The sequence below is a fragment of the Streptomyces sp. JLBT605 genome (genome assembly GCF_058215555.1).
Genome location: NZ_CM177087.1, coordinates 3,700,243 through 3,718,748, shown reverse-complemented (window position 1 = coordinate 3,718,748; position 18,506 = coordinate 3,700,243). Strand labels below are relative to the sequence as shown.

Below are 18,506 nucleotides of genomic sequence, written 5' to 3'. Positions count from 1 at the left end.
ATGAGCAATCAGCCGCACCATCCGTACGAGCCGGAGCCTTACGGGCCGGAGGGTTACGGACCGGAGGCGTACGCGCCGCAGGGCTACGGACCCGAGGGCTACCTGCCGGAGGGTTACGCGCCCGACGGCTACGCGCCGGAGGGTTACGCGCCGGAGGCGTACGGGCAGCAGCAGCCGCACGCCCAGCACCCGCAAGCGCACTATCCGCCGCAGGATCCGTACCCGGCCCACGATCCGTACGCCGCGCAGAATCCGTACCCGGCGCAGGACCCCTACGCCGCGCAGGCCGGGCAGGCCGGGCACGCGGTGCAGGACGCCTACGGCTCGTCCACGGCGGGGTGGCCCGGCTACGGCGAGCAGCAGGCGTACCAGCAATCTCAGCCGCACGGGCACCACGCGCAGGACGGACCGCACGCGCAGCACGCCGGGCAGCAGCCGTACCCGGGGTACGGCGACGCCGGTCCGGAGCAGGGCCACGCGCCGTACCCGCACCAGCCGTACTCGCCGCAGCAGACGCCGGACCAGCCGTACCCCGGGCATCCGGGGCAGGCCGCGCATCCGCAGGACGCGGGGCACCAGACCGGCCATGCCGGCGGGTGGGGGCAGCAGGGTCAGGCGCCGTACGCGGATCCGCAGGGGTACGCCCAGGGCTCCTGGTCCGAGCACCCGCAGCAGGCGCCGGCCGGCTACGCCACCGGCACCGCCACCACCGCCGACACCGGCACCGGCACCCCCTTCCCGCCGCAGGCCCACGGCCCAGCCGCGCCGGGCCACACCGAGCCGCGTCCGGGCCGGTCCCGGCACCGGCAGGCACCCCCGCCGGCCCAACCGCTGTCGCAGTCGCGGGGGCCGGGCCGGCTGGAGCCGCAGGTCCACGGCGCCGAGCCGGGAGCGGGCGAGGCCGCGCGGGAGGGGGCGGCACCGGCGAGACCGATGACGGCGGCCGAGAAGGCCCGCGCCGAGGGCCGCCCGATGATCGTCGACCCGGGCCTGGTGCCCGCGCTGCTGACCGCCGCGATCGCCGGTCTGCTCGCCGCCACCGCGCCGCTCCCGCGTCCGGCCGTCGCCGTGGCGGTGGTGCTGCTCCAGGCGGTCACCGCGGCGGGCTGGTTCCGGCTCAACGGCATGTGGCCCGCGCGGCAGGGCATCATGCTCGCCTTCGCGGGCGGCGTCGCCGCCGACATCGGGCTGCTGGCCACCGACCGGGAGGACGCCCCGACGGTCGTGATCGCCACGATCGGCGTGTGGATGCTGCTGGTGCTCGTCCTCCAGCTGCGCAACCGCAGCACCCCCGACGAGCGGATGTACAGCCTCACCGTGACGACCGTCTCGTCCGCCCTGACGGTCATCGCGGCCGGGCACCTGGCCGCGGCCGCGGAGTCCGCGGACGCGGTCGTCGTGGGCGCCGCCGCGATCGCCGCCGCGGCCATCGCCCGGGCGCTCCCGCTGCCCACCGCGGTCTCGGTGGTGCTGGCGCTGCTCGCGGCGGCCGGGGCCGGATTCGGCGCCGGGCAGCTGGCCGGGATCGACACCGCCGGGGCCGCCGGGCTGGGTGCGGCGGCCGGGGTGTGCGCGCTGATCGGCCTGCGGGTGGCGAGTTATGACTACCCATCGCGCTTCGTGCACATGACCGCCGGTGTCGCGCTGCCGCTCGCCGCCGCGGCGCCCGCCGTCTACCTGATCGGCCGGGCCATCGGCTGACCGGTCCGCAAGGCCGTAGGTCCGGTAATCCGGTTAGGCTCGCAGCCGCAGGCGGATGCCTGCGGCTGCCGAATCACTGGGGGACGAAGCATGACGGACGCGGGGCACACGAACCGGGCGGGCACGGGCGCGGGCGGGGCGGGCGCCACGCATCCGGGGCATCACGAGGCCGGGCCCTACCCGCCGGGCCCCGAGCAGGGCGGGTACCCGCCGAGCCCCGAGCAGCCCCCGTATCCCCCGGGCCCGGCGCCGGCCGGCTACCCGGCCGAGCCCGCCCAGGCCCCGTACGCGCCGGGCCCCGACCAGGTCCGCTACCCGGCCGGCCCCGAGCACACCCCGTACGCCGAGGGCCACGACCAGGCCCCGTACCGGGAAGGCACCGACCAGACCCCGTACACCGAGGGCCACTCCCAGGCCCCGTACACCGAGCGCCCCGAGCAGCCCCCGTACGCCGAGCGCCATGACCAGGCCCCGTACGCGGAGGGCTATGACCAGGCCCCGTACGCCGAGGGCCACGACCAGGCTGCGTACGCGCACGGCCAGGAACCGGCGTCGGCGCAGCAGGTGCCCCCGCCGCCCCCGCTCGGGCAGGCGCCCGAGCCGGCCCCGGAGCCGGAACCGCGCCGGAAGCGGAAGCCGCGGCGCGGCCTGCGGAACACGGTGATCGCCCTGGTCATCCTCGGCGGTCTGGCCGTGGGCGCCGACCGGCTGGCGGTGAACTTCGCCGAGAGCGAGGCCGCGGACAAGATCAAGAGCACCCAGGGGCTCAACATCACCCCGAAGGTCTCGATCAAGGGGTTCCCCTTCCTGACCCAGGCGCTGAACAAGGAGCTGGACGAGGTCGAGGTGAACCTCGACGGGATGGAGACCGACACCGACGACGGCCGCTCGATCCGCGTCACCGAACTCCGAGCCACCCTGCACCAGGTGCGGATATCCGGCGACTTCTCCTCGGCCACCGCGGACCGGGCCACCGGCCGGGCGCACATCAGCTACGCGGACCTGTCGGCCTACGCGGGCCCGGGCGTCACGATCAGCTACGCCGGGAAGAGCGCGGAGGGCAAGAGCCAGGTCAAGATCACCGGCAGCATGATGGGCTTCAGCCTGAGCGTGGACGGCACGGTGTCCGTGGTGAACGGCGACACCATCCGGCTGCGCGCCAACACGATTCCGGACGCCGTCCCCAAGCGTTTCGAGTCGCAGGTCCGGCGGCAGACGGACTTCGACCGGAAGATCGACGGCCTGCCGGCCGGCATCCGGCTGGAGGGGGTCGAGTCGACGCCGGAAGGCGTGGACATCCCGATCACCGGCAGCGGCGTCAACCTGGCCGGCTGATCCGGGCCCCGTCCCGGAGCCGGCCGGGGCGGAAATCCCACTAACTGAGACGACCGTGTCCGTAGGGCAGATTACCGTTGCCGTACGGGCACGTCGGCCCCCTCGCCCGAGGCTCCGCGCCTCGTTCTATCTCGCATTCCAGACGATCGCGTCTCACGATCCGACACGCCGGTGACACGCCCGCCCGGGCGTCCCTACGATCGGACCCATGCAGAGCTGGATCAGCGGTCCCCGTCACCGGGGGCAGGCGCACCTCACGAAGCGGCGGGCAGTCGACCTGTGCCGCGTCGCCGCCATGCTCTGTCGCTCCGTCTGACCGGCTGGGCTTCTCGCCCATCCAGCCCTTCTCAAGGGTCTCCCCGTACCCCCTCGCGCAGTCCCGCGCAGCACCGCTTCTTCGCCGTACCACCGCACGGGCTGCCGACGCATCACCGCACCACACCGCCGCAACTGCCCCGGAGGAGAGAACATGAGCCGCAGTGACGTCCTGGTCGACGCCGACTGGGTCCAGGCCCGCATCGACGACCCGAAGACGGTCATCGTCGAGGTCGACGAGGACACCTCGGCGTACGAGAAGAACCACATCAAGAACGCCGTCCGGATCGACTGGAAGAAGGACCTCCAGGACCCGGTGCGCCGTGACTTCGTGGACCAGGCCGGGTTCGAGAAGCTGCTGTCCGAGAAGGGCATCGCCAACGACGACACCGTCGTCCTCTACGGCGGCAACAACAACTGGTTCGCCGCCTACGCCTACTGGTACTTCAAGCTCTACGGCCACCAGGACGTGCGCCTCCTCGACGGCGGCCGCAAGAAGTGGGAGCTGGACTCCCGCGACCTGGTCAGCGAGGTGCCGACCCGCCCGGCCACCGCGTACAAGGCCCAGGCCCAGGACGCCTCGATCCGCGCCTTCCGCGACGACGTCGTGGCCGCGATCGGCTCGCTGAACCTGGTCGACGTCCGGTCCCCCGACGAGTTCTCCGGCAAGCTGCTGGCCCCGGCCCACCTGCCGCAGGAGCAGTCGCAGCGCCCGGGCCACGTCCCGTCCGCCCGCAACATCCCGTGGTCCAAGTCGGCCAACGACGACGGCACCTTCAAGTCCGACGAGGAGCTCAAGGCGCTCTACGAGGGCGAGGGCGTCGACCTGTCGAAGGACACCATCGCCTACTGCCGGATCGGCGAGCGCTCCGCGCACACCTGGTTCGTGCTGCACGAGCTGCTCGGCCAGACCAACGTCAAGAACTACGACGGCTCCTGGACCGAGTACGGCTCCCTCGTCGGCGTGCCGATCGAGCTCGGCGCCAACTGAACCACCCACCACCGCGACCATAAGGACAGGCACTATGTGTGGAGCACAGGCCGGCGGCCCTGACGCGTCGACCGCGAAGCCCGGCGAGACCACCATCCAGGGTTCGGTGACCCGCGACGGCCAGCCCGTCACCGGGTACGTCCGACTCCTGGACAGCACCGGCGAGTTCACCGCCGAGGTCCCCACCTCGGCGACCGGGCAGTTCCGTTTCTACGCCGCCGAGGGCACCTGGACCGTGCGCGCCCTCGTGCCGGGCGCGACCGCGGACCGTACCGTGGTGGCCCAGCACGGCGGGCTGGCGGAGGTCGCCATCGCCGTCTGAGCCACGAGCTCAAACGATCGGGCCAGGGCCGCACCCCGGGGTTGGACGCCTCGGCGGGGTGCGGCCCTCGCTCTTTTCCGCCCTCGCGGTCGTACGCTGAAGGTATGTACGCCCGGCGGCGCCACGTGTACTTCGTTCTGATGGGCGCGTGTCTGACGCTGTTCATCACGGCCTGGGCCGTGGTGCGCCTGTGGTCCGTCCCGGTGGCCGTCGGCATGTGCGTGGTGGCCATGGTGCTGCCGCCCATCGCCGCGATCATCGCCAATCGCCGGGGGCCGGACGACCACTGGTGGGACGAGACCGGGGACCGGGAGTCCGACGAGTGGTGGCGGGAGATCGACCGCCGCGAGCCCCGCGAGCCCCGGCAGTAGACCCGCGAGCCCCGTCAGCAGACCCGGGAGCCCGGTCGGTGGACCCGGGAGCCCCGTCAGCAGACCCGGGAGCCCGGTCGGTGGACCCGGGAGCCCGGTCAGTAGACCAGGGACCGCACGCCGTCCGGCATGATCTCGCTCACGAAAACCTGCGCCCCCGCGATCCGCGCGCCCTCGATCAGGTCCCGCTCCTCGATCCCCCGCCGGGCGGCGCACTGGGTGCACACCGTGATCAAGCCGCCGCCCGCCAGGATGCCCTCGATCAGCTCCGGCAGCGGCGCGGCGTGCGGCAGCTCGAACTCCGCGGCCCGGCCCGGCAGCGCGAACCAGCTGGACTCGCCGGTCAGCCACAGCGAGACCTCGACACCGCTCGCCACGGCCACCGCCGCCACCGTGAACGCCTGCGAGCAGCGCTCGGGCGCGTCCGCGCCCGCCGTCACCTTGATCACCAGCTTGTCAGCCATGTCCGCACTGTAATGCGCGGGCTCCGCGGCGCCGACACTCGCCGGGCCGCCTACCTCACAGCGGTCCCGCCCGAGCCGCCGACTAGACTTGGCCGCGGTCCGTAACACCTCACTCCGTCCGAGGAGCCCGCTCGTGCTTGAGGCAGTCTTCACCGCTCTGATGGTCCTCGTCGGCCTCGCGACCATCGGCTTCGTCGGGCTGACCTGGAAGAAGCTGTACCAGGGCCAGCGCTGACCCCCTCCTGCCCCCTCTCCGAAACAGATCGCCTGAATCCATGATCGAGATCCCGTCCGACCTTCACCCGGACCTCGTGCCCCTCGTCTTCCTCCTCGGCAAGTGGACCGGAGCCGGTGTCGCCGACTTCCCGGGCTCCGAGAAGTGCAACTTCGGGCAGGAAGTGACCTTCACCCACGACGGCCGGGACTTCCTGGAGTACGTCTCGCGCAGCTGGGTGCTCGACAGCGAGGGCAAGCAGGTCCGTCCGCTGGAGACCGAGACCGGCTACTGGCGCATCGACAAGGACCGCAAGGTCGAGGTCGTGATGATCCGCGACCAGGGCATCGTCGAGGTCTGGTACGGCGAGCTGGCGGCGAACAAGCCGCAGATCGACCTGGCCACCGACGCCGTCGCGCGCACCGCCGCCGCCGGCCCGTACTCCGGCGGCAAGCGGCTGTACGGCTACGTCAAGGGCGACCTGATGTGGGTGGGCGAGAAGGCCACCCCCGAGGTGCCGCTGCGCCCCTACATGTCGGCCCACCTGAAGAAGGCCGTCACCCGCGAGGAGCTGGCCGCCTGGGTGGAGAGCCTGCCGGACGACCTGCCGGACGACGGGATCACCTTCTCCCGCTGAGGCCGGCCGGTTCCCTACACTGGCCCCGTGGCGACCACCGACTGGAAGAGCGACCTGCGGCAGCGCGGCTACCGCCTGACGCCGCAGCGGCAGCTTGTGCTCGAGGCCGTGGACCACCTCGAGCACGCCACTCCGGACGACATCCTCACCGAGGTGCGGCGCACCGCGAGCGGGGTCAACATCTCCACGGTCTACCGCACCCTGGAGCTGCTGGAGGAGCTGGGCCTGGTCAGCCATGCCCACCTCGGGCACGGCGCGCCGACCTACCACCTCGCCGACCGGCACCACCACATCCATCTGGTCTGCCGGGACTGCACGGACGTCATCGAGGCCGATCTGTCGGTGACCGAGGCGTTCACCGCCCGGCTGCGCGAGGAGTTCGGCTTCGTGACCGACCTCAAGCACTTCGCGATCTTCGGACGGTGCGCCGGCTGCGATGCCCGCGAGGCCGCGGCCGACTCCGGCGCGGCCGACTCCGGCGGAGCGGCGGACTCCGGCGCGGCCGACTCCAGCAGGGCCGCGGACTCCAGCAAGGGTTGATCCGGCGCGTCGTAGGCTGTGGGACATGAAGAGCCCTTTGCTGTCGCTGCCCGGCGCCGTCCCCGGCGAGGGCCCCGATGAAGGTGTGGCCGCGCACTACGGCGACCTGTTCCGTGAGCAGCGCGCGCTCGCGGCAGGCACCGGTTTCGTGGACCTCTCGCACCGCGGCGTGATCACCGTCCGCGGCGCGGACCGGCTGAGCTGGCTGCATCTGCTGGTCACCCAGCACGTCAGCGAACTCCCCGCGGGCCAGGCCACCGAGGCGCTGATCCTCTCCGCGCACGGCCACATCGAGCACGCCCTCTCGCTGGTGGACGACGGCGAGACCACCTGGGCGCACGTCGAGCCGGGCACCCAGGGCGACCTGCTCGCCTACCTGGAGAGCATGAAGTTCTTCTACCGGGTGGAGATCGCGGACGTCACCGACGCGTACGCCGTGGTCCACCTGCCCGCCGGATCCATCACCCCCGCCCCCGAGGGCACGGTGGTGCGGGAGATGTCCTACGGCCGCGATCTGTTCCTGCCGCGCGGCGAGCTGGAGTCCTTCGCGGCCGAGCACGGGCCGGCGATCGGCCTGCTGGCGTACGAGGCGCTGCGCGTCGAGGCGCACCGGCCGCGGCTGGGCATGGAGACCGACCACCGGACGATCCCGCACGAGCTGGGGCTGATCGGCGTCGCCGTCCACCTCCAGAAGGGCTGCTACCGGGGGCAGGAGACGGTCGCCCGGGTGCAGAACCTGGGCAAGCCGCCGCGCCGGCTGGTCTTCCTGCACCTGGACGGCAGTGAGGTGCAGCTGCCGGGCCACGGCACGCCGGTGCGGCTGGCCTCGGAGCCCGAGGACGGCCGTCAGCTGGGCTTCGTCACCACCTCGGCGCGCCACCACGAGCTGGGGCCGATCGCGCTCGCCCTGGTGAAGCGGAACGTACCCGTGGACGCGGAGCTGGTCGCCGGGGGCACGGCGGCGGCCCAGGAGGTGGTGGTGGAGCCCTGAGCGGCTCCGCCCGATCCCACGGCGGCTCCGCCCGGTCCCGCCTCGGCGACCCGCGCATGTGACCCGTCCGCTTCCGCACCCCCGCGGGATTCGCCCAGGCGCCCGCGGGGTCGCTCCCCGCGGGGTCCGCTCACACCTCCACGATGACCGTGAACGGGCCGTCGTTGGTCAGCGAGACCTTCATGTCCGCGCCGAACCGGCCCGTCTCCACCTGCGCGCCCAGCGCCCGCAGCTGCGCCACCACCTCATCCACCAGCGGCTCGGCGACCTCGCCGGGGGCCGCGGCGTTCCAGGTGGGGCGGCGGCCCTTGCGGGCGTCGCCATAGAGCGTGAACTGGCTGATGACGAGCAGCGGCGCGCCCACGTCCGAGCAGGACTTCTCGTCCTCCAGGATCCGCACCGACCACAGCTTGCGGGCCAGCTGGGCGGCCTTGGCCGGGGTGTCGTCATGGGTGACGCCGACGAGCACGCACAGCCCCTGGCCGATGATCTCGCCGACGGTCTCGCCGTCGACGACGACGCTCGCCCCGTTCACTCTCTGTATCACAGCACGCATGGGATCCATGATGCCGTGCGTCCATCCGGGGCCGATCGGGTGCACGGCCGCCACGTGTCGCGACCGGCGATGGCACGATGCGAGCACGCAATGCGTCAGGTGAACAGCGCGACCCAGGTCGCGTAGCGAGGGGACTTAACACGCATGAGCACACCCGGCACCGGACAGGCACCCTGGCCCGCACCCACCTGCGCCCAGCCGACGCTGGACGGGCTGCGGCTGACCGAGCTGCGGGAGCTGCGCCGCGGGTCACAGCGCGAGGAGGCCGATCTCAGCTATCTCCGGCGGCTGCTCCAAGGCCGCATCGACATCCTCCGCGCCGAGTTGGGGCACCGTTCCGCGCCGGCCGGCTCGGTGGTCGACCGGCTGCCGCAGATCCTCGCCGACGGGCCGTCGCGGCACCGCAGCTCGGCCCGGCACGTGACGCTGGGGACTCCGCACAGCGAGGAGTACCGCCGTCTGGCCGAGAAGATGCTCGCCGAGGTCGAGCTGTCCGATCTGCGGGCCCGCACCGACGAGGAGCTCAACGGCGCGATGGGGCGGCTGATGAACTGCGAGCAGCAGGTCTCGCGGCGCAGGCAGGAGCTCCAGCGGGCCGCCGACGACTGCAGCGCGGAGATCGCGCGCAGGTACCGTGAGGGGGAAGCGCAGGTCGACGATCTGCTCTCGTGAGCCTCGCGCACCGCGCGGACGGGCGCGCCGTCCTCGGCGGGCGTAGCGTCATGACGGACGCGGCGTCCCGGACGGGCGCGGCCGGGGGCGGGTCCGGCACCAGCCCGCACCCCCGGAAGGCCGACGATGACCTCCTCCGCCACCGCCATACGTCCCGTCCTCGCCGAGGTCGTCCGCTCCGGCTTCGTCGAGGGCCGGCACCGGGGTTCGCTGGTCGTGCTGGCGGCCGACGGCAGCGTCCAGCGGGCGCTGGGCGATGTGGACGCCCCGGTCTTCCCGCGCTCCAGCAACAAGCCCATGCAGGCTGCGGCGGTGCTGCGGGCGGGCCTGGAGCTGTCCGGTGAGCGGCTGGCGCTGGCGGCCGCGAGCCATTCCGGTGAATCGTTCCACCTCGATCTCGTGCGGACGATGCTGGCCGAGCACGAGCTGACCGCCGACGTCCTGCGGACCCCGCCGGACCTGCCGCTGGACCCGGTCGAAGCGGAAACCTTCCTGGCCACCGGGCGGCCCCGCGACCGCATCGCGATGAACTGCTCCGGCAAGCACACCGCGATGCTCGCCGCCGCCGCCCGCAACGGCTGGCCCCTGGAGAGCTACCTCGACCCCGCCCACCCGCTCCAGCAGCTGATCCTCCAGGTGGTCGAGGAGGCGAGCGGCGAGCGCGTGGAACACATCGGCACCGACGGCTGCGGCGCCCCGCTGATGGCCCTGTCGCTGACCGGGCTGGCCCGCGCCTTCCGCTCCTTCGTGCTGGCCGACCCGGGAAGCTGCGAGCGCCGGGTGGCGGACGCCATGCGCGCCCACCCGGAGTACGTCGCCGGCACCCGGCGGCCCGACACCTGGCTGATGCGCGAGGTCCCCGGCACGCTCGCGAAGATGGGCGCGGAAGCGGTCCAGGCGGTGGCGCTGCCGGACGGGCGGGCCCTCGCCTTCAAGATCGACGACGGTTCGGTGCGGGCGCTGGGTCCGGTACTGGCCCGCGCCCTGGAGCAGCTTGGCGTCTCCTCCCCGGTGCTCGCCCGGATCGGCGAGGTGCCGCTGCTGGGCGGCGGGGAGCGGGTCGGCGAGGTCCGCGCGGCCTTCTGATCCGCGCGCGCCCGGGGCGGGCGGCCGCGGGGGGCGGGACCACCGCCCGGGGCGCCGGGCGAGGACCGCCGGGCGGAGCGCCGGACGCGCCCGCCGCCTGCGAATCCGACGGCCGCGCCGCCGGGGAAAAATGCGGTGCGGACCGGCGGGGCGGCCACCTAGCGTGAGGCGCATGGGCCTCGATATCCGGACGATCGACGATTCCGACCTGCACGACTGGCTACTGGCGAAGCGCACCGGCTTCCTGCTGGAGCCGACAGTCAGCAAGGAAGAGATCGACATCCGGAGACCGGGTATCGACTTCACCCGCGCCCAGGGTGCCTTCGACACCGAGGCGGGCCGCTGCGTGGCCACCTTCCGCAGCTTTCCGCAGGAGCTGACCGCGGTCGGTGGCGGATCCGTGCCCGCCAACGCGATCAGCAACGTCACCGTCTCCCCGACACACCGCCGCCGCGGGCTGCTCAGCCGGATGATCGACCGGGATCTGCGGGACGCCAAGGAGCGCGGGGACCTGGTCGCCACGCTGATCGCCGCCGAGTACCCGATCTACGGGCGGTACGGCTTCGGCCCCGCGACCTGGGTGACCGAGTGGCAGGTGGACGTGGCGCGCTGCGGGCTCGACCCGCGCTACTCGGGCCCGGCCGACGGCGGCAGCACCGAACTGATCGACGGCGACGCGGTGCGCGCCCTGGGCCCGGCGCTGCATGAGCGGCTCCGTGCCCGGCAACCCGGGGCGGTCAATCGAGACGAGCGCTGGTGGCTGCTGAACACGGGCGTGCACCGGATACCCGGCTACCCCTTCACCGAACCGTTCTACGTGATCCACCGCTCCGCCGACGGCACGGTGGACGGGCTGCTCGCCTACACCTGCGACGACAGGTGGGAGGCCAAGCTTCCGCAGAACACCGCGAAGGTGCACGAGCTGATAGCCGTCACCCCGGCCGCCGAGCGCGCACTGTGGCACTTCCTGCTCTCCGTCGACTGGGTCACCACGGTGAACAGCGGCTTCAGGGCCCCGGACGATCTGCTGCCGCTGCTGCTGCCCGACCCGCGCGCCGCCCGGATCACCACGCACGCCGACTTCCTGTGGGTGCGGCCGCTGGACGTGCCGCGCATGCTTCAGGCCCGTACGTACCCCACCGAGGGGTCACTGGTGCTGGGCATCGACGACCGGACGGGGCTGACCGAGGGCCGCTATCTGCTGGAGGCCGGGCCGGACGGGGCCCGCTGCGTGCCCACCACCCAGTCGGCCGACCTCTTCCTGGACGTCGGCGAGCTGGGCGCGCTGTGGCTGGGCGACGAGTCGGCGGTGCGGCTGGCCGCGCTGGGCCGCGTCCTGGAGGAGCGGGAGGGTGCGGCCCAGCGGGCGGACGCCCTGCTGCGCACCTCGCGCCGCCCCTGGTGCCCAGACGTCTTCTGACCGCCGTCCTCGGCGACCCGCCGGGCGCCCCCGCGCCTTCCACAGGCGCCGGGGGCTTACGCCTTCAGCAGCCGCTGGGGGCCCGAGCCCTTCTCGGCGAGGCGGTCGTAACGGTTGGTCAGCGCGCACCTGTCGATCGACAGGCAGCCGCAGCCGATGCACTCGGTGAGGTGGTCCCGCAGATTCTCCAGCTGCTGGATACGCTCGTTGAGGTCCTCGCGCCAGCACTCCGAGATCCGGCCCCAGTCGCCCTTGGTGAGGACGTGGTCCTCGGGGAAGAGCGCGAGCACGTCGCGGATCTGCGCCAGCGGCATGCCCACTCGCTGCGAGGCGCGCACAAAGGCGACCCGGCGCAGCGTGTCACGCGTGTAGCGGCGCTGGTTGCCGCTGGTCCGGCGGCTGTGGATCAGGCCCTCCCGCTCGTAGAAGCGCAGCGCGGAGGCGGGCACCCCGCTGCGCTGGGAGAGTTCGCCGATGGTGAGTTCGTGGGTCTTCCAACTGAGTTGGGGCATACCGAAGATCGTAACTTGACTTCAACCTTCGTTTAAGTCGGAGCCTCTACCGCATGGACACCGACACGGCTTCCGCCGTCTCCCCCACCGACCGCACCCACTCCGCGCTCCACGCCGGCCCGCTCCGGCTCGCCGTCATCGTCGGCAGCACCCGGGAAGGCCGCTTCGGACCGACCGTCGCCGACTGGTTCGCGGAGCAGGCCCGCGCCTTCGACGACCTCGACACCGACGTCATCGACCTGGCCGAGGCCGGGCTGCCCGAGCGGCTCAGCTTCCGGCCCGGCCCCGAGGCGAGGACCGCCCTGGACGCCGTGACGCCGCGTCTGGAGGGGGCGGACGCGTTCGTGGTCATCACCCCCGAGTACAACCACAGTTACCCGGCCTCGCTGAAGACCGCCATCGACTGGCACTCCGCCCCCTGGCACGCCAAGCCGGTCGGCTTCGTCTCCTATGGTGGGGTGTCGGGCGGCCTGCGCGCGGTGGAGCATCTGCGCCCGGTCTTCGCCGAACTGCACGCGGTCACCGTCCGCGACACCGTCAGCTTCCACAACGCCTGGGAGCGGTTCGACGCGGACGGCCGGCCGGTGGACGGCGCGCGTGCGAACGGCGCCGCGAAGACCATGCTCGACCAGCTCCTGTGGTGGGCCCAGGCGCTGCGAACCGCCCGTGCCACCCGCCCGTACGCCGCCTGAAAGTACCGCCTTTCGTTCTGTTCCGTTCCGGAGAGAAGGTCCCTTGCTCATCGCGCTGTTGCGTGGCCGTCTGCGCCCGTATGCCCGGCCCATCGCGCTGGTGGTCGCGCTGCAGCTGCTGCAGACGCTCGCCGCCCTCTTCCTGCCCACCCTCAACGCCGACATCATCGACCACGGTGTGATCACCGGCGACACCGGATACGTCCTGCGCACCGGCGGGGTGATGGTGGCCGTCACGCTGCTCCAGGTGGTCTCCGCCGCCTGCGCCGTCTACCTCACCGCGCGCACGGCGATGGCCATCGGCCGGGACCTGCGCGCCGCCGTCTTCGAGCGGGTGCAGGGCTTCTCGGTCCGCGAGATGGGGAAGTTCGGCGCCCCTTCGCTGATCACCCGCACCACCAACGACGTCACCCAGATCCAGACCGTGGTGGTGCTCGGCTTCACGCTGCTGGTGCCCGCGCCGATCGCCTGCGTCGGCGGCACCCTGATGGCGTTCGGCCAGGATGTGCCGCTCGCCTCGATGCTGCTGCTGATCGTCCCGGTGCTCGGCGGGACGGTCACCCTGATCGTGCGCCGGATGCCGCCGCTCTTCCGCTCCATGCAGCGCCAGGTCGACCAGGTCCAGCGGACGATGCGGGAGCAGATCACCGGGATCCGCGTCATCCGCGCCTTCGTCCGCGACCGGCACGAGCAGCACCGCTTCGGCGCCGCCAACGACGAACTGACGCGGGTCGCACTCGGGGTCGGACGGCTCACCGCGCTGATGTACCCGACCATCCTGCTGCTCTGGGAGAGCGCCACCGTCGCCGTGGTGTGGGTCGGCGGCCACCGCATCGACGGCGGTGGCATGCCCGTCGGCTCGCTGATCGCCTTCCTCGGCTATCTGATGCAGATCCTCACCGCCGTCCTGATGACGCTGTTCCTGGTGATGCAGCTGCCGCGGGCCGAGGTCAGCGCGGAGCGGGTACGGGAGGTGCTGATGACCGAGCCGGGCCTGACGCGGCGGCCCGCCACCGGCCCGGCGCCCACCGCCCACGCCGCCCCCAGCACGCTGCGCGCCCGCGGCCATGTGGAGCTGCGCGGCGTCGACTTCCGCTACCCGGGCGCCGAGGAGCCCGTACTGCACGGGGTGGACCTCACCGCGCGGCCGGGCGAGACCACCGCGGTCATCGGCTCCACCGGCAGCGGCAAGACCACCCTGATCAACCTCATCCCGCGGCTCTTCGACGCCGACGGCGGCGAGGTGCGGATCGGCGGGCGGGACGTGCGGGAGCTGGCGGAGTCGGAGCTGGCCGGCGTGATCGGGCTGGTGCCGCAGAAGCCGTATCTCTTCTCCGGCACCATCGCCTCCAACCTGCGCTACGGAAACCCGGAGGCCGACGACGCCGAGCTGTGGCGGGCGCTGGAGACCGCCCAGGCCCGGGAGTTCGTCGCCGAGCTGCCGGAAGGGCTCGACTCACCGGTCGGGCAGGGCGGCGGCAACCTCTCCGGCGGGCAGCGGCAACGCCTGGCCATCGCCCGCGCGCTGGTCGCCCGGCCCGATGTCTACCTCTTCGACGACTCCTTCTCCGCGCTCGACTACGCCACCGACGCCCGGCTGCGCGCGGCGCTGGCGGAGCGGACCGGACAGGCGACCGTGATCATCGTGGCCCAGCGGGTCGCCACCATCCGTGACGCCGACCGGATCGTCGTCCTCGACCAGGGCCGGGTCGTCGGCACCGGCACCCACCGCGAGCTCATGTCGGACAACCCCACCTACCGGGAGATCGTGCTCTCCCAGCTCAGCGAGGAGGAGGCGGCATGAGCGCCCCGAGACGCCCCGTCGCGCCCACGGCCCCCGAGACCACCGCCGCGGCCGAGCCCACCACGGCCCCCGAGCCCACCACCGCGGCCGAGGCCGCCGAACGCCCTGCCGCCCGGAAGCCGCCCGAGCGGCGCGGCCCGCGCAGCAAGGCCGGGCTGATGCCCGGCACCCCCTCCCTGGAGCGCTCGATCGACTTCCGGGTCTCCGGCCTGCGGCTGCTGCGCATGATGGCCCCCGAGCGCGCGCTGATCGCCGCCGTCCTGGCCTTCGCCGCCACCGGCGTCGCGCTGACCGTCCTCAGCCCCTGGCTGCTCGGCCGCGCCACCGACCTGATCATCCGCGGCGCCACCCGCCCGGGCGGCATCGACTTCGCCGAGATCGGCCAGGTGCTGCTGGTCGCGATCGCGGCGATAGCGGCGGGCGCCGGCTTCTCCTGGCTCCAGATGCGGCTGTCCGCGGTCATCGTGCAGCGGATGGCCCACCGGCTGCGGGAGAGCGCCCAGCACAAGCTCTCCCGGCTGCCGCTGGCGTACTTCGACAAGCAGCCGCGTGGCGAGGTGCTCTCCCGGACCACCAACGACATCGACAACATCACCCAGACCCTGGCGCAGGCGTTCGGCCAGATGGTCCGGGCGCTGCTCACCCTGGTCGGTGTGCTGGTGATGATGTTCTGGATCTCCCCGCTGCTGGCCCTGGTCGCCCTCGCCCTGGTGCCGGTCTCGGCGCTCGCCGCCACCTGGATCGGCAAGCGCGCCCAGCCGCAGTTCGTCCGCCAGTGGGACGTGACCGGCCGCCTCAACGCCCATGTGGAGGAGATGTACACCGGGCACACCCTGGTGAAGGTCTTCGGGCGGCAGCGGGAGGCGGCGCGGACCTTCGCCGAGCACAACGAGCAGCTCTACCAGGCGGCCTTCCGGGCGCAGTTCATCTCGGGCGTCATCCAGCCCGTGATGGCCTTCCTCGGCAACCTCAACTACGTGCTGGTCGCGGTGGCCGGTGGTCTGCGGGTCACCTCCGGCGCGCTGACCATCGGCGATGTGCAGGCGTTCGTCCAGTACTCGTACCAGTTCAACGGTCCGGTCTCGCAGATCGCCGCGATGGCCAACCTGCTCCAGTCCGGGGTCGCTTCGGCGGAGCGCGTCTTCGACCTGCTGGACGCCGAGGAGGAGACGCCCGACCCGGCCGGGCGCGCCGCCGCCCCGGCCCCCACCGGCCGCGTCACCTTCGAGAACGTGTCCTTCCGCTACGAGCCGGCCAAGCCGCTGATCGAGGATCTCTCGCTGACCGTCGAACCGGGCCGCACCGTGGCCATCGTCGGCTCGACCGGAGCGGGGAAGACCACCCTGGTCAATCTGCTGATGCGGTTCTACGAGGTCACCGGCGGCCGGATCACGATCGACGGAGCGGACATCGCGCGGATGAGCCGCGCGGAGCTGCGCGGCCCGATCGGCATGGTCCTCCAGGACACCTGGCTGTTCGGCGGCACGATCGCGGAGAACATCGCCTACGGGGCGGGCCGGCTGGGGAACGGCGCGGACGAGGTGTCGCGGGAGCGGGTCGTGCGGGCCGCCGTCGCCACCCACGCGGACCGGTTCATCCGCACTCTCCCCGACGGGTACGACACCGTCATCGAGGACGACGGGGCCAACCTCAGCGCGGGCGAGAAGCAACTGGTCACCATCGCGCGGGCCTTCCTCACCGATCCGGCGATCCTCATCCTGGACGAGGCGACCAGCTCCGTCGACACCCGCACCGAGGTGCTCATCCAGCGCGCCATGGCCTCACTGCGCCAGGGCCGCACCAGCTTCGTCATCGCGCACCGGCTGTCCACCATCCGCGACGCCGACGTGATCCTGGTCATGGAGTCCGGACGGATCGTGGAACAGGGCACGCACACGGAGCTGCTGGCCGCGGGCGGTGCGTACGCCGGGCTGTACGCGGCCCAGTTCGCGCACGCCCCGGCGAGCTGAGCGATCGGCGGGGCCCGGCACCGCCCTTGGGCCCCGCCGCGTTCCGGTTCCGCTTCCGGTTATGCCTGAGTCGGGAGGGGCACCAGCGACGGCAGCGGGCGGCGGGCCAGCTCGGCCGCCTCGCCGGGTGCCACGCCCAGCATCCGCAGCACCAGCTCCGCCAGTTGCTCGCAGGCGTCCGGGGCGGCCACCTCCGGCCGGGACATGCGCAGTTCCAGAAGGCCGAAGAGGGAGCCGGCCACCCCGGCCAGCGCGGCCCAGGGGTCAGCGGCCTGGAAGCGGCCCGCGGCCGAGCCCGCCTCGATGAGCGAGACCAGCCGGGCCTTCGGCGCGCGCCCCGCCCGCAGACCGGCCGGACCGGCCCTCGTCAGCAGCCGGGCCACCTGCGGGTGGGAGTCCGGCAGCCGGCCGGTCAGCCGGACACTGACGGCCAGCACCTCGGCCGGGTCGTCCAGCCCTGCCGTCCGCTCGCCGAGCAGCGCCCCGTACTCCGCCATGGCATCCGCCACCGCGGCCTCGAACAGCTCGCTCTTGCTGGTGAAGTGGTTGTAGAAGGAGCCGAATCCGACGTCCGCGAGATGCGTGATCTGCTGGATGCTGACGTCGGTGGGTCCCTGCTCGGCCAGGATCGAACGGGCCGCGGCGATCAACGCCCCCCGGGTGCGCGCCCGTCGGCGGTCCGTACGCGTCGCGCCTGCCGCGCCGACCGTGATCGCGCCCCGTGACTTCCCCTGCTCCGTCACCGCATCGCCCCCGTCATTCCGCTTCCCGCTCCGCTGTCACCCTACTGTCGCCCGCGGCCGAGGAGCTGACAACGTTTGCCTGATTTCCCTCGCCCGCCGAGTGCGGGGAAGACCACGCCCGCCGCGCACAACCATTCGACCCCTGGGGGCTGTCCTTGGTGACGAGCCCGCACCCGGAGTGTCCGGGCGAACGACACAGGGGATGGGAAAAGCCTCCATGACGCAAGACCGGATATCCCGGCGTGCCCGCGGCACGCTGGCCATGACGGTGGCGGCCGGCGTGCTCGTGCCGCTCACCGCCGCCGCGCACCCCGCCGCCGCGCAGCCCACCACCGCGGGCACCGCGCGGGTGGTCTGCTCCTCGGCGAAGGCGGGGCTGGCCGACAAGCTCTCCCGGGACATCACCTCGGCGCTCCGCGGCCGGTCCGCCACCGTGGCGGTGTCGCTCCACGACCGCACCACCGACACCGTCTGCACGCTCCGCGGCGATCAGCGGTACGACTCCGCCAGCGTGGTGAAGGTCACCGTCCTGGCCACGCTGCTGTGGGACGCGAAGAAGACCGACCGCTATCTCACCGAGCGCGAGCACGCCCTCGCCACCGCCATGATCACCCAGTCGGACAACGACTCCACCACCAAGCTGTGGCGGCAGCTCGGCCCCACCAAGGTCAAGGCGTTCCTGCGGGCCGCCGGGATGACCCAGACCACGCTGGACCGCGACGGCGCCTGGGGGCTCACCCAGATCACCGCGCACGACGAGCAGCGGCTGATGGATCTGCTGACCTCGTCCAACACCGTGCTGACCAAGAACTCCCGCGCCTACATCCTGAAGTTGATGAGCAAGGTCGTCTCCTCGCAGCGCTGGGGCACGCCGGCCGGGGCACCGTCCACCGCGAAGGTCCAGGTGAAGAACGGCTGGCTGCCCCGGAACACGCACGGCTGGCGGGTGCACAGCGTCGGCGCGTTCACCGGCTCCGGGCACGACTACACGATCACCGTGCTCACGCATGACAACCGCACCATGGAGGAGGGCGTCGCGACCATCCAGGCCGTGGCCCGCGCCGTCCACAAGGACCTCAACCCCGCGGTGCCGGCGGCCGCCACCTACACCCCCACCCGCACACCTCAGGAAGTCCTGCCGCCGCTGCCGCGCTCGTAGGGGCGGCCACG

20 protein-coding genes are annotated in these 18,506 nt (G+C 72.7%); 16 read left to right on the top strand and 4 right to left on the bottom strand.

All coding sequences use genetic code 11. From position 1 onward, the window contains the following. The 6 genes from AC4BDD_RS16135 (at window position 1) to AC4BDD_RS16110 (ending at window position 5,035) form a co-directional block, all read left to right on the top strand. A complete protein-coding gene (locus tag AC4BDD_RS16135; protein WP_490686135.1) occupies window positions 1-1,701 on the top strand; it encodes a hypothetical protein in 1,701 nt (566 codons plus the stop codon). A gap of 90 nt (window positions 1,702-1,791) precedes the next feature. Next, window positions 1,792-3,036 (top strand): LmeA family phospholipid-binding protein, encoded by a 1,245-nt coding sequence (locus AC4BDD_RS16130; RefSeq protein ID WP_490686134.1) that lies wholly within the window; start codon window positions 1,792-1,794, stop codon window positions 3,034-3,036. 208 nt (window positions 3,037-3,244) lie between these two features. Further along, on the top strand, window positions 3,245-3,352 hold the full coding sequence (locus AC4BDD_RS16125) for an Ms5788A family Cys-rich leader peptide (RefSeq protein WP_490686133.1): 108 nt from the start codon (window positions 3,245-3,247) through the stop codon (window positions 3,350-3,352). Between the two features lie 153 nt (window positions 3,353-3,505). Then, window positions 3,506-4,342, top strand: a complete 837-nt coding sequence (locus AC4BDD_RS16120; protein WP_490686132.1) for a sulfurtransferase — start codon at window positions 3,506-3,508, stop codon at window positions 4,340-4,342. A 34-nt stretch (window positions 4,343-4,376) separates the two neighbouring features. Then, the gene (locus AC4BDD_RS16115; RefSeq protein ID WP_490686131.1) at window positions 4,377-4,664 is read left to right on the top strand and encodes a DUF1416 domain-containing protein; all 288 of its coding nucleotides are present in this window, start codon (window positions 4,377-4,379) and stop codon (window positions 4,662-4,664) included. A 104-nt stretch (window positions 4,665-4,768) separates the two neighbouring features. Beyond that, the gene (locus AC4BDD_RS16110) at window positions 4,769-5,035 is read left to right on the top strand and encodes a DUF3099 domain-containing protein (RefSeq protein ID WP_490686130.1); all 267 of its coding nucleotides are present in this window, start codon (window positions 4,769-4,771) and stop codon (window positions 5,033-5,035) included. Between the two features lie 98 nt (window positions 5,036-5,133). Here AC4BDD_RS16110 and AC4BDD_RS16105 read toward each other — a convergent pair whose 3' ends face one another. Further along, a complete protein-coding gene (locus tag AC4BDD_RS16105) occupies window positions 5,134-5,499 on the bottom strand; it encodes a DsrE family protein (protein WP_490686129.1) in 366 nt (121 codons plus the stop codon). 275 nt (window positions 5,500-5,774) lie between these two features. Here AC4BDD_RS16105 and AC4BDD_RS16100 point away from each other — a divergent pair, with 275 nt between their 5' ends. The 3 genes from AC4BDD_RS16100 to ygfZ are packed head-to-tail and all read left to right on the top strand — an operon-like array spanning window position 5,775 to window position 7,881. Then, window positions 5,775-6,350: a heme-binding beta-barrel domain-containing protein gene (locus AC4BDD_RS16100; RefSeq protein WP_490686128.1), complete on the top strand. Its 576-nt coding sequence runs from the start codon at window positions 5,775-5,777 to the stop codon at window positions 6,348-6,350. A gap of 27 nt (window positions 6,351-6,377) precedes the next feature. Further along, window positions 6,378-6,890, top strand: a complete 513-nt coding sequence (locus AC4BDD_RS16095; RefSeq protein ID WP_490686127.1) for a Fur family transcriptional regulator — start codon at window positions 6,378-6,380, stop codon at window positions 6,888-6,890. 25 nt (window positions 6,891-6,915) lie between these two features. Beyond that, window positions 6,916-7,881 carry a CAF17-like 4Fe-4S cluster assembly/insertion protein YgfZ gene (ygfZ, locus tag AC4BDD_RS16090; protein ID WP_490686126.1) on the top strand — a complete coding sequence of 322 codons (966 nt, stop codon included), beginning with the start codon at window positions 6,916-6,918 and terminating at the stop codon, window positions 7,879-7,881. Window positions 7,882-8,011: 130 nt separating this feature from the next. Here ygfZ and dtd read toward each other — a convergent pair whose 3' ends face one another. After that, a complete protein-coding gene (dtd, locus tag AC4BDD_RS16085) occupies window positions 8,012-8,437 on the bottom strand; it encodes a D-aminoacyl-tRNA deacylase (protein ID WP_490686125.1) in 426 nt (141 codons plus the stop codon). A gap of 144 nt (window positions 8,438-8,581) precedes the next feature. On the opposite strand from dtd, the gene AC4BDD_RS16080 reads away from it, so the two are divergent. The 3 genes from AC4BDD_RS16080 to AC4BDD_RS16070 all read left to right on the top strand — a co-directional run bounded on the left by AC4BDD_RS16080 (window position 8,582) and on the right by AC4BDD_RS16070 (window position 11,615). Next, a complete protein-coding gene (locus AC4BDD_RS16080) occupies window positions 8,582-9,109 on the top strand; it encodes an RsiG family protein (RefSeq protein WP_490686124.1) in 528 nt (175 codons plus the stop codon). Between the two features lie 126 nt (window positions 9,110-9,235). Further along, window positions 9,236-10,195, top strand: coding sequence for an asparaginase (locus AC4BDD_RS16075; RefSeq protein WP_490686123.1), 960 nt, complete (start codon window positions 9,236-9,238; stop codon window positions 10,193-10,195). A 172-nt stretch (window positions 10,196-10,367) separates the two neighbouring features. Beyond that, window positions 10,368-11,615 (top strand): GNAT family N-acetyltransferase, encoded by a 1,248-nt coding sequence (locus AC4BDD_RS16070; protein ID WP_490686122.1) that lies wholly within the window; start codon window positions 10,368-10,370, stop codon window positions 11,613-11,615. A 56-nt stretch (window positions 11,616-11,671) separates the two neighbouring features. Here AC4BDD_RS16070 and soxR read toward each other — a convergent pair whose 3' ends face one another. Then, a complete protein-coding gene (soxR, locus tag AC4BDD_RS16065; RefSeq protein ID WP_490686121.1) occupies window positions 11,672-12,127 on the bottom strand; it encodes a redox-sensitive transcriptional activator SoxR in 456 nt (151 codons plus the stop codon). A 53-nt stretch (window positions 12,128-12,180) separates the two neighbouring features. On the opposite strand from soxR, the gene AC4BDD_RS16060 reads away from it, so the two are divergent. Genes AC4BDD_RS16060 through AC4BDD_RS16050 form a run of 3 tightly spaced genes read left to right on the top strand, consistent with a single transcriptional unit; the run spans window position 12,181 to window position 16,593 of the window. Beyond that, on the top strand, window positions 12,181-12,819 hold the full coding sequence (locus tag AC4BDD_RS16060) for an NADPH-dependent FMN reductase (RefSeq protein ID WP_490686120.1): 639 nt from the start codon (window positions 12,181-12,183) through the stop codon (window positions 12,817-12,819). A 43-nt stretch (window positions 12,820-12,862) separates the two neighbouring features. Then, on the top strand, window positions 12,863-14,623 hold the full coding sequence (locus AC4BDD_RS16055; protein ID WP_490686119.1) for an ABC transporter ATP-binding protein: 1,761 nt from the start codon (window positions 12,863-12,865) through the stop codon (window positions 14,621-14,623). Continuing rightward, the gene (locus tag AC4BDD_RS16050; RefSeq protein ID WP_490686118.1) at window positions 14,620-16,593 is read left to right on the top strand and encodes an ABC transporter ATP-binding protein; all 1,974 of its coding nucleotides are present in this window, start codon (window positions 14,620-14,622) and stop codon (window positions 16,591-16,593) included. Before AC4BDD_RS16055 ends, AC4BDD_RS16050 begins: the two co-directional genes overlap by 4 nt. Window positions 16,594-16,652: 59 nt before the next feature. Here the strand turns inward: AC4BDD_RS16050 and AC4BDD_RS16045 are convergent, their stop codons facing one another. Next, window positions 16,653-17,336 (bottom strand): TetR/AcrR family transcriptional regulator, encoded by a 684-nt coding sequence (locus AC4BDD_RS16045; RefSeq protein ID WP_490686117.1) that lies wholly within the window; start codon window positions 17,334-17,336, stop codon window positions 16,653-16,655. A 217-nt stretch (window positions 17,337-17,553) separates the two neighbouring features. Between AC4BDD_RS16045 and AC4BDD_RS16040 the strand changes: the two genes are divergently transcribed. Beyond that, complete coding sequence (locus AC4BDD_RS16040; RefSeq protein ID WP_490686116.1) at window positions 17,554-18,495, top strand: serine hydrolase; 942 nt, start codon at window positions 17,554-17,556, stop codon at window positions 18,493-18,495. Window positions 18,496-18,506 lie beyond the last annotated feature (11 nt).

Excerpts from the sequence above, each read along its gene's own strand:
- AC4BDD_RS16135 (WP_490686135.1), top strand. The coding sequence starts at position 1 with ATGAGCAATCAGCCGCACCATCCGTACGAGCCGGAGCCTTACGGGCCG.
- AC4BDD_RS16040 (WP_490686116.1), top strand. The coding sequence starts at position 17,554 with ATGACGCAAGACCGGATATCCCGGCGTGCCCGCGGCACGCTGGCCATG.
- AC4BDD_RS16050 (WP_490686118.1), top strand. The coding sequence starts at position 14,620 with ATGAGCGCCCCGAGACGCCCCGTCGCGCCCACGGCCCCCGAGACCACC.
- AC4BDD_RS16075 (WP_490686123.1), top strand. The coding sequence starts at position 9,236 with ATGACCTCCTCCGCCACCGCCATACGTCCCGTCCTCGCCGAGGTCGTC.
- AC4BDD_RS16080 (WP_490686124.1), top strand. The coding sequence starts at position 8,582 with ATGAGCACACCCGGCACCGGACAGGCACCCTGGCCCGCACCCACCTGC.
- AC4BDD_RS16115 (WP_490686131.1), top strand. The coding sequence starts at position 4,377 with ATGTGTGGAGCACAGGCCGGCGGCCCTGACGCGTCGACCGCGAAGCCC.
- AC4BDD_RS16070 (WP_490686122.1), top strand. The coding sequence starts at position 10,368 with ATGGGCCTCGATATCCGGACGATCGACGATTCCGACCTGCACGACTGG.
- AC4BDD_RS16125 (WP_490686133.1), top strand. The coding sequence starts at position 3,245 with ATGCAGAGCTGGATCAGCGGTCCCCGTCACCGGGGGCAGGCGCACCTC.
- dtd (WP_490686125.1), bottom strand. The coding sequence starts at position 8,437 with ATGCGTGCTGTGATACAGAGAGTGAACGGGGCGAGCGTCGTCGTCGAC.
- AC4BDD_RS16110 (WP_490686130.1), top strand. The coding sequence starts at position 4,769 with ATGTACGCCCGGCGGCGCCACGTGTACTTCGTTCTGATGGGCGCGTGT.
- soxR (WP_490686121.1), bottom strand. The coding sequence starts at position 12,127 with ATGCCCCAACTCAGTTGGAAGACCCACGAACTCACCATCGGCGAACTC.
- AC4BDD_RS16105 (WP_490686129.1), bottom strand. The coding sequence starts at position 5,499 with ATGGCTGACAAGCTGGTGATCAAGGTGACGGCGGGCGCGGACGCGCCC.
- AC4BDD_RS16060 (WP_490686120.1), top strand. The coding sequence starts at position 12,181 with ATGGACACCGACACGGCTTCCGCCGTCTCCCCCACCGACCGCACCCAC.
- AC4BDD_RS16130 (WP_490686134.1), top strand. The coding sequence starts at position 1,792 with ATGACGGACGCGGGGCACACGAACCGGGCGGGCACGGGCGCGGGCGGG.
- ygfZ (WP_490686126.1), top strand. The coding sequence starts at position 6,916 with ATGAAGAGCCCTTTGCTGTCGCTGCCCGGCGCCGTCCCCGGCGAGGGC.
- AC4BDD_RS16100 (WP_490686128.1), top strand. The coding sequence starts at position 5,775 with ATGATCGAGATCCCGTCCGACCTTCACCCGGACCTCGTGCCCCTCGTC.
- AC4BDD_RS16120 (WP_490686132.1), top strand. The coding sequence starts at position 3,506 with ATGAGCCGCAGTGACGTCCTGGTCGACGCCGACTGGGTCCAGGCCCGC.